Annotated in this window: 8 protein-coding genes and 1 tRNA gene; 7 read left to right on the top strand and 2 right to left on the bottom strand. The window is 69.8% G+C overall.

Translation table 11 applies throughout. The annotated features are described in order from the left end of the window. The first annotated feature begins 362 nt into the window (after positions 1 to 362). The 5 genes from gyrB (at position 363) to ACH4S8_RS23285 (ending at position 6461) form a co-directional block, all read left to right on the top strand. Positions 363 to 2426: a DNA topoisomerase (ATP-hydrolyzing) subunit B gene (gene gyrB / locus ACH4S8_RS23305; protein ID WP_398396988.1), complete on the top strand. Its 2064-nt coding sequence runs from the start codon at positions 363 to 365 to the stop codon at positions 2424 to 2426. A gap of 42 nt (positions 2427 to 2468) precedes the next feature. Beyond that, on the top strand, positions 2469 to 5060 hold the full coding sequence (gyrA, locus tag ACH4S8_RS23300; RefSeq protein ID WP_398396986.1) for a DNA gyrase subunit A: 2592 nt from the start codon (positions 2469 to 2471) through the stop codon (positions 5058 to 5060). A gap of 18 nt (positions 5061 to 5078) precedes the next feature. After that, positions 5079 to 5789, top strand: coding sequence for a DUF3566 domain-containing protein (locus tag ACH4S8_RS23295; RefSeq protein ID WP_398396984.1), 711 nt, complete (start codon positions 5079 to 5081; stop codon positions 5787 to 5789). A gap of 101 nt (positions 5790 to 5890) precedes the next feature. Further along, positions 5891 to 5967, top strand: a tRNA-Ile gene (locus tag ACH4S8_RS23290). A 140-nt stretch (positions 5968 to 6107) separates the two neighbouring features. Further along, positions 6108 to 6461, top strand: coding sequence for a DUF1330 domain-containing protein (locus ACH4S8_RS23285; RefSeq protein ID WP_398396981.1), 354 nt, complete (start codon positions 6108 to 6110; stop codon positions 6459 to 6461). 74 nt (positions 6462 to 6535) lie between these two features. Here the strand turns inward: ACH4S8_RS23285 and ACH4S8_RS23280 are convergent, their stop codons facing one another. Both ACH4S8_RS23280 and ACH4S8_RS23275 read right to left on the bottom strand, forming a co-directional pair. Then, the gene (locus tag ACH4S8_RS23280; protein ID WP_398396979.1) at positions 6536 to 7717 is read right to left on the bottom strand and encodes an FUSC family protein; all 1182 of its coding nucleotides are present in this window, start codon (positions 7715 to 7717) and stop codon (positions 6536 to 6538) included. A gap of 677 nt (positions 7718 to 8394) precedes the next feature. Continuing rightward, on the bottom strand, positions 8395 to 8817 hold the full coding sequence (locus ACH4S8_RS23275; RefSeq protein ID WP_398396977.1) for a DUF6344 domain-containing protein: 423 nt from the start codon (positions 8815 to 8817) through the stop codon (positions 8395 to 8397). A gap of 327 nt (positions 8818 to 9144) precedes the next feature. On the opposite strand from ACH4S8_RS23275, the gene ACH4S8_RS23270 reads away from it, so the two are divergent. Beyond that, a complete protein-coding gene (locus ACH4S8_RS23270) occupies positions 9145 to 9273 on the top strand; it encodes a DLW-39 family protein (protein ID WP_003999697.1) in 129 nt (42 codons plus the stop codon). A 266-nt stretch (positions 9274 to 9539) separates the two neighbouring features. Beyond that, a complete protein-coding gene (locus ACH4S8_RS23265) occupies positions 9540 to 11093 on the top strand; it encodes a hypothetical protein (protein WP_398396975.1) in 1554 nt (517 codons plus the stop codon). The last annotated feature ends 32 nt before the right edge of the window (positions 11094 to 11125 follow it).

Raw genomic sequence — 11125 nt, 5'->3', positions numbered from 1 at the left:
CGAAGGGGTCCTCGGCCACCCGGTGGGACGCTGTTCGGAGGGCTCCCGCCGACCGTCTCGGGTGACCGCGCGCGACGGCGGACGGCGACCTGAGCGGTCGGTAGCCGAGGCTTGACACCCGGAAGGGCTGAGTGCCGCTGTGAGCCTCTTTGGGCCCGGGTCCGCATATGGGGAGTCGGGCGAGACCGGTTCAGGGCGGCACATGCGGACTCAGGTACCGCCAAACCCCCATCACTGTCAGCGCTACCGGTAGACTGGAAGCTAATCCCGCCCCACTAGTGGGACGCACCGAGCAACGCTGACCAAGGCTTACCACCGCAACACGCCGCAGCCGCTCCGGCCACCCGCCGGGAGTTCGGCTTGTGCTGTGCCAGAAAGGGCGCTTCGTGGCCGATTCCGGCAACCCCAACGAGAACATCCCGTCCACCGACGCCGGCGCGAACGGCGAGGTCACATCCTCGTACGACGCCAGTGCCATCACCGTCCTCGAGGGTCTGGACGCGGTCCGCAAGCGACCTGGCATGTACATCGGCTCGACCGGTGAGCGTGGACTCCACCACCTCGTGTACGAGGTGGTGGACAACTCGGTCGACGAGGCGCTGGCAGGCCACGCGGACACGATCGAGATCACGATCCTCCCGGACGGCGGTGTGCGCGTCGTCGACAACGGCCGCGGCATCCCGGTGGGCATCGTCGCCTCCGAGGGCAAGCCGGCCCTCGAGGTCGTGCTGACCGTGCTGCACGCGGGCGGCAAGTTCGGCGGCGGCGGCTACGCGGTCTCCGGCGGTCTGCACGGCGTCGGCGTCTCCGTCGTCAACGCCCTGTCGAGCAAGATCTCCGTCGAGGTCAAGACGGACGGCCACCGGTGGACGCAGGACTACAAGCTGGGCGTCCCGACGGCCCCTCTCTCCCAGCACGAGGCCACGGACGAGACCGGCACGTCGGTCACCTTCTGGGCCGACGCGGACATCTTCGAGACCACGGAGTACTCCTTCGAGACGCTCTCGCGGCGTTTCCAGGAGATGGCGTTCCTCAACAAGGGCCTGACGATCAAGCTCACCGACGAGCGCGAGTCGGCGAAGGCCACCTCCGGGGCGGACGAGGCGGGCGCCGACGAGAAGGCCGAGGTCAAGACCGTCACGTACCACTACGAAGGCGGCATCGTCGACTTCGTGAAGTACCTCAACTCCCGCAAGGGAGACGTGGTGCACCCCACCGTCATCGACCTGGAGGCGGAGGACAAGGACAAGGCCCTGTCCCTCGAGGTCGCGATGCAGTGGAACAGCGGCTACAGCGAGGGCGTGTACTCCTTCGCCAACATCATCCACACCCACGAGGGCGGTACGCACGAGGAGGGCTTCCGTGCGGCGCTGACCTCGCTCATCAACAAGTACGCGCGCGACAAGAAGCTGCTGCGCGAGAAGGACGACAACCTCACGGGCGACGACATCCGCGAGGGTCTGACCGCGATCATCTCGGTCAAGCTGAGCGAGCCTCAGTTCGAGGGCCAGACCAAGACCAAGCTGGGCAACACGGAGGCCAAGACCTTCGTCCAGAAGGCGGTCTACGAGCACCTCAACGACTGGCTGGACCGCAACCCGAACGAGGCCGCGGACATCATCCGCAAGTCCATCCAGGCGGCCACCGCGCGCGTGGCGGCCCGCAAGGCGCGTGACCTCACCCGCCGCAAGGGCCTCCTGGAGTCGGCGTCCCTGCCGGGCAAGCTCTCCGACTGCCAGTCGAACGACCCCATCAAGTGCGAGATCTTCATCGTCGAGGGTGACTCCGCCGGCGGCTCGGCCAAGTCCGGCCGCAACCCGCAGTACCAGGCGATCCTCCCGATCCGCGGAAAGATCCTCAACGTCGAGAAGGCGCGGATCGACAAGATCCTGCAGAACCAGGAGATCCAGGCACTGATCTCCGCCTTCGGCACCGGAGTCCACGAGGACTTCGACATCGAGAAGCTCCGCTATCACAAGATCATTCTGATGGCGGACGCCGACGTCGACGGACAGCACATCAACACCCTGCTGCTGACCTTCCTGTTCCGCTTCATGCGGCCCCTGGTCGAGGCCGGGCACGTGTTCCTGTCCCGCCCGCCGCTCTACAAGATCAAGTGGGGCCGGGACGACTTCGAGTACGCGTACTCGGACCGTGAGCGCGACGCGCTCATCGAGCTCGGCCGCCAGGCCGGCAAGCGCGTCCGCGAGGACTCGATCCAGCGCTTCAAGGGTCTCGGTGAGATGAACGCCGAGGAGCTGCGCATCACGACCATGGACCAGGAACACCGCGTCCTCGGCCAGGTCACGCTCGACGACGCCGCCCAGGCCGACGACCTCTTCTCCGTCCTCATGGGCGAGGACGTCGAGGCCCGCCGCGCGTTCATCCAGCGCAACGCCAAGGACGTCCGCTTCCTCGACATCTGAGTCGGTCTCAGCTGACCGCGTCAGAAAGGATCTTCACCAGCAATGGCCGACGAGAGCATTCCCAGCATTCCCGAAGAGAGCGATATCGCGCTGCGCATCGAGCCCGTCGGGCTCGAGACCGAGATGCAGCGCTCGTATCTCGACTACGCGATGTCCGTCATCGTCTCGCGCGCCCTGCCGGACGTGCGGGACGGTCTCAAGCCCGTCCACCGCCGCGTCCTGTACGCCATGTACGACGGCGGCTACCGGCCCGAGAAGGGCTTCTACAAGTGCGCCCGCGTCGTCGGCGACGTCATGGGCAACTACCACCCGCACGGCGACTCCTCGATCTACGACGCGCTGGTCCGCCTCGCGCAGCCGTGGTCGATGCGCATGCCGCTGGTGGACTCCAACGGCAACTTCGGATCTCCCGGCAACGACCCGGCGGCCGCGATGCGGTACACCGAGTGCAAGATGATGCCGCTGTCCATGGAGATGGTCCGCGACATCGACGAGGAGACCGTCGACTTCACGGACAACTACGACGGCCGCTCCCAGGAGCCGACCGTCCTGCCGGCCCGTTTCCCGAACCTGCTGATCAACGGCTCCGCCGGTATCGCGGTCGGCATGGCGACCAACATCCCGCCGCACAACCTGCGCGAGGTCGCGGCCGGCGCCCAGTGGTACCTGGAGAACCCGGACGCCTCCCACGAGGAGCTCCTGGACGCCCTCATCGAGCGCATCAAGGGACCCGACTTCCCGAGCGGCGCGCTCGTCGTGGGCCGCAAGGGCATCGAGGAGGCGTACCGCACGGGCCGTGGCTCCATCACGATGCGCGCGGTCGTCGAGGTCGAGGAGATCCAGAACCGCCAGTGCCTGGTGGTCACCGAACTCCCGTACCAGGTCAACCCCGACAACCTCGCCCAGAAGATCGCCGACCTCGTCAAGGACGGCAAGGTCGGCGGCATCGCGGACGTGCGGGACGAGACCAGCTCGCGCACCGGCCAGCGGCTCGTGATCGTCCTCAAGCGGGACGCCGTCGCCAAGGTCGTCCTGAACAACCTGTACAAGCACACCGACCTGCAGACGAACTTCGGCGCGAACATGCTGGCGCTCGTCGACGGTGTGCCGCGCACGCTCTCCCTGGACGCGTTCATCCGCCACTGGGTGACGCACCAGATCGAGGTCATCGTCCGCCGGACGAAGTTCCGGCTGCGCAAGGCCGAGGAGCGCGCGCACATCCTGCGCGGTCTCCTGAAGGCCCTGGACGCCATCGACGAGGTCATCGCGCTCATCCGGCGCAGCGACACCGTGGAGATCGCGCGAGAGGGCCTGATGGGCCTCCTGGAGATCGACGAGATCCAGGCCAACGCGATCCTCGAGATGCAGCTGCGCCGGCTGGCCGCCCTGGAGCGCCAGAAGATCATCCAGGAGCACGACGAGCTCCAGGCCAGGATCCGCGAGTACAACGAGATCCTCGCCTCGCCGCTGCGCCAGCGCGGCATCATCAGCGAGGAACTGGCCGCGATCGTCGAGAAGTTCGGCGACGACCGCCGCTCCAAGCTGGTGCCCTTCGACGGTGACATGTCCATCGAGGACCTGATCGCCGAAGAGGACATCGTCGTCACCATCACGCGCGGCGGCTACATCAAGCGCACCAAGACGGAGGACTACCGCTCGCAGAAGCGGGGCGGCAAGGGCGTACGCGGCACGAAGCTGAAGCAGGACGACATCGTCGACCACTTCTTCGTGTCGACGACGCACCACTGGCTGCTGTTCTTCACCAACAAGGGCCGGGTCTACCGCGCCAAGGCCTACGAGCTCCCCGACGCCGGCCGTGACGCGCGTGGACAGCACGTCGCCAACCTGCTGGCCTTCCAGCCGGACGAGGCGATCGCCGAGATCCTCGCGGTCCGCGACTACGAGGCGGCGCCCTATCTGGTGCTGGCCACCAAGGGCGGACTGGTCAAGAAGACGCCGCTCAAGGATTACGATTCGCCCCGTTCCGGGGGTGTCATCGCGATCAACCTGCGCGAGACGGAGGACGGATCCGACGACGAACTGATCGGAGCCGAGCTCGTCTCCGCAGAGGACGATCTGCTTCTGATCAGCAAGAAGGCGCAGTCGATCAGGTTCACCGCGACGGATGACGCCTTGCGGCCGATGGGCCGTGCGACCTCGGGCGTCAAGGGCATGAGCTTCCGCGAGAGCGACGAGCTTCTCTCGATGAATGTTGTTCGACCCGGTACGTTCGTGTTCACTGCCACAGACGGTGGGTACGCGAAGCGGACCGCCGTCGACGAGTACCGCGTCCAGGGTCGCGGCGGCCTCGGCATCAAGGCCGCCAAGATCGTCGAGGACCGCGGCTCCCTCGTCGGCGCGCTGGTGGTCGAGGAGACCGACGAGATCCTCGCCATCACACTGTCCGGTGGTGTGATTCGTACGCGAGTCAACGAGGTCAGGGAGACGGGCCGTGACACCATGGGCGTCCAACTGATCAACCTGGGCAAGCGCGATGCCGTGGTCGGCATCGCTCGTAACGCCGAGGCCGGCCGGGAGGCGGAGGAGGTCGACGGTGACGAAGCCGTGGACGAGACCGCCGAAGGTGTCGAGGCCGTCGGTACGGAAGAGGGCGAGCCGTCCTCGGCCGAGTAGCGCGAGGAGTGAGTCGTCGTGAGTGGAGCCACGGGCGCCGGATCGACCGGTACGGAAACGGACGGCGGCCGTGGCACCGCCATGAACGGGACTGACTCCCATGACTCTCATGGATCCCAGGGGGGAACTGTGACCGACACCCGAGGCCAGCAGGCCCAGCAGCACGCGGGCGGGCAGGCGGCCCCGGTGGCTCCGGGCGTGCCGCCCGTGACGCCGTCGGCGGCGCCGTCACCGCTGCCGGGCGAACGGCCGGGGCAGCAGCCCGCGCAGCCGTACCACCCGCCGCAGGCCTACCCGGCGCAGCAGCAGCCGGCGGGCGCGGTCCGCCGGCCGCGCACCGGCGCGCGGACGACGCCGCGCGTGCGCAAGGCGCGGCTGCGGGTGGCCAAGGCCGACCCGTGGTCGGTGATGAAGGTCAGCTTCCTGCTCTCCATCGCGCTCGGCATCTGCACGATCGTGGCGGCGGCGGTGCTGTGGATGGTCATGGACGCGATGGGCGTCTTCTCGACGGTCGGCGGCACGATCTCCGAGGCGACCGGGTCGAACGAGTCCAACGGCTTCGACCTCCAGTCGTTCCTCTCGCTCCCGCACGTCCTGATGTTCACGTCGGTCATCGCGGTCATCGACGTGGTCCTCGCGACCGCCCTGGCGACCCTCGGCGCGTTCATCTACAACCTCTCCGCCGGTTTCGTCGGGGGTGTGGAACTGACCCTCGCAGAGGACGAGTGAGGGCGCCTTCGAACGCCCTCCGACTATCGATTTTGGGACTGGCCGCGTCGTGCGCTAATCTTCAGAGGTCAGCGCGCGGGACACACACCGCAGAGCGCGGCGGGGCTATAGCTCAGTTGGTTAGAGCGCATCCCTGATAAGGATGAGGCCACAGGTTCAAATCCTGTTAGCCCCACCAGCACGAAGACCCCCGGTCCACTCGGACCGGGGGTCTTCGTCGTTCACCGGCCCTGGCCCTTACCTCCGAGGTCATTGTGGTGCCCCGGCGCTCCTGGCTACGTTCTCGTCGTCCTGCCGGAACGAACGAAGGAGCCGGACGTGCCCGCATACGGGTTCGCGCACTTACGTGACCGCCGTCACCACCCGGACATTCTCGAGTACCTCGAAAGGATCCAGCGCACCCTCGAACCGTTCCACGGCCGCTTTCTGATCCACGGCCCGCCGACGGCGGTGGTGGAGGGCAGCTGGCCGGGCAGCATGGTGCTGATCGAGTTCCCCGGCATGGCCGAGGCCCGCGCCTGGTACGAGTCCGCCGAGTACCGGAAGATCCTGCGGCTGCGGGCCGACCACATCGACGGGGACCTCGTCCTGGTCGAGGGCGTCGGTCCCGGGTACGACCCGCGTGAACGTGCCGAGAAACTCCGGGCGCAGACGCCCGGGGAGCCCGCCTGAACCGCGGCGCACGGGCTCCGGGCACGAAGACCCCCAGCCGATGCGGGGCGGGGGTCTTCGTCGTCATGGGGGCCTCAACGGCCGTGATCGGCCGTGGCCGGCCGGTCGCCGGGCCTGCGGTCGCCGGGCAGCCGGTGCGCGGTCTCCTCCGGGACGCGAGCGTGGAGGTCCGGCGGCGGGCCCGCGGCGGCGGGCCGGTTGCCGTGGGCTCCGGCGGCGCGTTCGGCGACCCGGTCCGCCAGCCACATGGCGAGCAGACCGATCCCCACCCCGCACAGCGTCCACAGCACCCGGTAGCCCTCGGCCGCACCGCCGGAGTGCTGCGGAAGCTCCACCAGGACGAGCGCTCCCGCGGTGACGGCCGCGGTGCAGTACGCGGGGTTCCGGAAGCGGATCGCCGCCCCGTGCGCGAACAGGACGAGCGCCACCGCTTCGAGGCCGCGTTCGACCGCGAACAGCCTGATTCCGTGCTCGCTCGGCGGCGCCAGCAACAGCAGCGTGGCGACGGCGGCGCCGATGAGCGCGCCGGTCAGCCGCTGGGCGCTGACGATCGCGGTCTGCTCCGGGCTCGGCTTCATCGCGATCACGGCCGCGATCGGGATCCAGCCGCCGTGCGACAGGTCCGGTCCGTACGCGAGTGCCACGGTGCCGGCGACGGCCAGGGCGCGGATCACCGCGAACCGGATCAGTGGCAGGTCCGGTTTCTTCCACGACGTGTCCCCCGGAAGCTCCGCGAGGGGCCGGGGCCGCTCGGTGCGTCCGCGGATCAGCCACCGGGCGAACGCCGCCACGAGCCACAGCGCCGCTCCTCCGGTCCAGGCGAGCACCTGGGCCCAGGTGCGGCTGGTGATGAGGTCGGATGCGTGGAGGCCGGACTCCAGCCCGATCGCGACGACGAACCAGGCGCCGAGGAGCCAGGCGTTGACGCATCTGCGGGTCCCGGACACGGCGGCCAGTCCGCCCGCCAGCGTGACCCCGAACGCGGCGAGCGCGAGCCCGCCCCAGTCGTCCGTTCCGATGCCGAAGGCCAGCGCGGTCACCCCGGAACCGATCAGAGCGAAGACCGCGATGTCGAGCGCTCGGCGCCCGTAGCCGCCGCCCGGATCGGCCAGGGCCGCGAACAGCAGCCCGAAGAGCGCGCTGAGCAGGTACTGCTCGCAGCCGATCGCCCAGAAGGCGAACAGCGGCACCAGCGCGACGTCCAGGAACATCACCGCGCCCGGCCAGTCGGGCCCGGCGGGGTTGTGCTCGAACACTTTTGACAGCCGGCTCCCGGCCTTCCCCCTGCGAACGGGCTGTGCTGCTCGACTGCTCTCACCGGTCACGGCCGCCCTGCCTCACGTGAATGTCGGATATGTAGATTTCTGCGATGAATTCTCCGTCCCGAGTCGCGTCCGAGGCCGAAGCGACCCGCCGTGGAGCCGCCGAGAGGGGCCGTCCCCGGTACCGGGGCTTCTCGGACCCGGTGTGCCGAAATCCGGTGGGCCGAAATACCGAAGGCCCGGCGACTCTTCCGAGTCGCCGGGCCTTCGCCCTGGGTGCTTTGTACGCAAGTTCGCCGCTACGTCAGGGTGATGGTGAGGGGGGCCGGGCCGCGTGCCGCGAAGTGCGCGGAGGGCCGAGTGAAGGGGGCAGGGGCCGCGGGAGCGGGACGGGCGGCCTGGCTGCGAGGCCGGGAAACGGCCGGGGCCGTGAGGCCCGAGGGGGACCGGAGGCCGCGTCGGGTCCAAGGGGAGCCGAGGGCCGCGGATTCGGGGAGGAGCCGAGGGCGCGGGGCCATGAAGGAGCCGAGGGCTGCGGGTCCGTGGAGGAGAGCCGAGGGCTGCGGGTTCAGGCGGCGGCCGGAGGCGTGAGGGTCATGAGGCCCGAAAGGGCGGTGCCGGTCCCGGTGCCCGGGCCGGAGTCCGTCCCGGCGTCTGGGCCGGTGACCGGCTCAGCGCTGGAGCTGTGCCGCGGGTGTGAGGGCCCCCAGGGGCTCCGTGTCGGGCTCCGCGGGGATTTCGGGCCCGGAACAGGCGCCGGGTTCCGCGAGGCCTTCCGGGCCGCTCGGAGCGGCGGGGTCCGCCGTGTCGTCGCCCGCCGGTGTGCGGTGGCGGCAGGCCGGCGAGGAGCCGTGCGCCTCGGCGTGGATGCGTTGCTTCATCGTGGGGGGCAGGGCCCGGCTGTGGGACCAGGCCCGGGTGGCCGGGGCCGGGACGGTCGCCGGGGCCGCCACCGAGGTCTCGGTGTTGCGGGCCGGTCCGGCCTGCGGTACCGCGGCGGCCGCGGCGGTGGTGACGAGTCCGAGCGTCGTGCACAGCGCCAGGAAGGCGGTGACGATCGCGCTCCACAGCTTCATGACCTTGTTCTGGGTCACGGCCCCTCACTTTCGGGTCAGGCGATTTGCGTACTTTCCTCATGATCTGTATGTGGGCCGTGAAGTGGTGGATCTGAGTTCGTGGCGCGTTGATGTTCGGATGAACACCACCCGGATGGTCGCAAGTGATCGGAAAAGTCCGTAGATGCCCTTGAAAGTCGCAGCTTGTGACGTGTGATCACCGTGAGATCGGAGCGGTCGCTTCCCGTTCCACCACTGGGCCCGGGGCCCCGGTCGAGGGCCGATCCAGGTCACCGATCGATATCGGTCGGTGTGTATAGTCGGGCGCCAGAAGTCCCCTACGTCAACGAAGGACGAGGTCGCGCGGTGAAGAAGCTTCTCCTGGTCGCACTGGCCGCCATCGGCGGGCTCCTCGTGTACCGCCAGATCCAGGCGGATCGCGCCGAGCAGGATCTGTGGACGGAGGCGACCGACTCCGTGCCCACGGGTTCGTGAGGATCGACAACAGTCTCGGAGCAGACCCCGGCCGCCTCGCGGTCGGGGTTTTGTGTTTCCCGGAACCCACCGGGTCACGAGGGCACGTTGAAGAGGACGCGTTCACGAAGGCGCGTTCACGAAGGCGAGCGAATCGGTTGCCCAGGCGAAAATGACGGCGATTCGGCCGCTTCCTTTCGGACGCTCGCCCCGATAGCCCGGTGCCGCGGTGGCCGAAGAGGCAGGATGGTCCGCGCCAGGGGGGCTACGACGAGGGGTGGCGCGTGATGGGGCGGCGCACGGAGGGCCTGCGTGCCGGAGGCCGGTGCGCGAGGTCGTGGCACGGCCGGATGCTCGTGGCCACGGCAGCGGCGGCCGTGCTGTGCGCGACCCTCGCACCCGCGGGCCGCGCCGCCGCTTCCGGGTCCGCCGGCGCACGGACCACCGCCCGGAGCGCGGGGGCGGCCGCCGACGGTACGCCGGGGCCGTACGCCTTCGCCGAGGACGCCGTCACCGTCAGGGGCACGACCGACACGACCGACTCCGTGCTCCTGCGGCCGGGCCGGACGTACAGGAGCTCCGTCGGAGTCGCGGGAAGGGGCGGCAGGCTGTATTACCGTCTCGAACTCGGCACCGCCTCCGCGACGTACGTCTCCGCCACCGCCGTCCCCCGGCCCGGCGCGACGGTCTCCTACTCGGACGGCCTCAAGGTCTCCCTGCAGGACGCCAACGGCCGCAACTGCTCCTTCACGGGCACCGTCCGCTTCGGCGCCACCCAGAGCCCGCACCCCATCGCAGCCTGGGCGTCCCGCGAGGCGAGCGGCCAGCAGTACGCCTGCAAGACGGCGGGAACGTACTACATGGTCGTCGAACGCACCGGAGCGGCGGCCGCGTCGAGCGGTACGACGGCCTCCTCCGGCACGGAGCCGTCCGCGTCCCGCCCGTGGGACCTGGAACTCGGCTATGTGTCGGAACCCGCTCTGAAGAAGGCCTCCGGTCCGACGAGCGCTCCACAGGCCTGGAACTCGGCGTCGCCCGAGGCCCTCGTGGGGGACGCGAAGCGCCGCGGCGGCGGCGCGGGGTTCAGCGGGGCCGCCCCGCTCGGACAGGGAGTCTGGAAGGACGGCATCAGCCCGGGGCAGACCCTCTTCTACAAGGTGCCCGTCGACTGGGGACAGCAGGTCTACGCGACCGCGGACCTCGGCAGCGCGGGCAGCGGGGAGGGCTCGGTCGGCACCGCCCTCGTCATGTCCCTCTACAACCCGGTACGAGGCATCGTCGACAGCGTCGGCTCCGGATACGACGGCAGCCAGCGTTCCGCCGCGCTCGACCCCCTGCCCCCCGTCGCCTACGAGAACCGCTTCGCGCTCAACGACCGTGTGAGCGGGATGCGGTTCGCCGGTTCCTACTACCTCGTGGTCCATCTCGCGGCCCAGGTCGCCGACCGCTTCGGCGACGGTCCGTTCGGGCTGACCCTGCGGGTGCGCGTTTCCGGAGCCGCGGGGACGGGGCCCGCCTACGCGGGGACACCGTCGCCCAGGGACGTGTTCACCGTTCCGGCGGGCGGCTCCGGCAGCGCGCCCGGCGAGGGACCGGCGGACGGCGCCGCGGACACCGGGAACGGCGGCGGGGACGCCGGCCGCGGCGGAGCCATGAAACTCCTCGCCGCGGGCGGCATCGGTACCGGAACCCTGCTGGTCCTCACGCTCGGGCTGTGGACGGTGATCGCGCGCCGCCGCGCGGTACGGACCGCCCGGCCCGGCCCGGAGGACGCGGACACCGCCTCGGCCTCGCTGCCGATGCCGGCCCCTTGGGAGCACGGAGCGACACGGGGCCGGTAGGAGCGGCCTGCGCCGCTTCCGCGTCCCTCCCC

The sequence above is a fragment of the Streptomyces sp. NPDC021080 genome (assembly GCF_044333225.1).
GTDB lineage: Bacteria > Actinomycetota > Actinomycetes > Streptomycetales > Streptomycetaceae > Streptomyces.
Note: the sequence above shows the minus strand (reverse complement) of the source record. Positions and strands in the feature narration are given on the sequence as shown.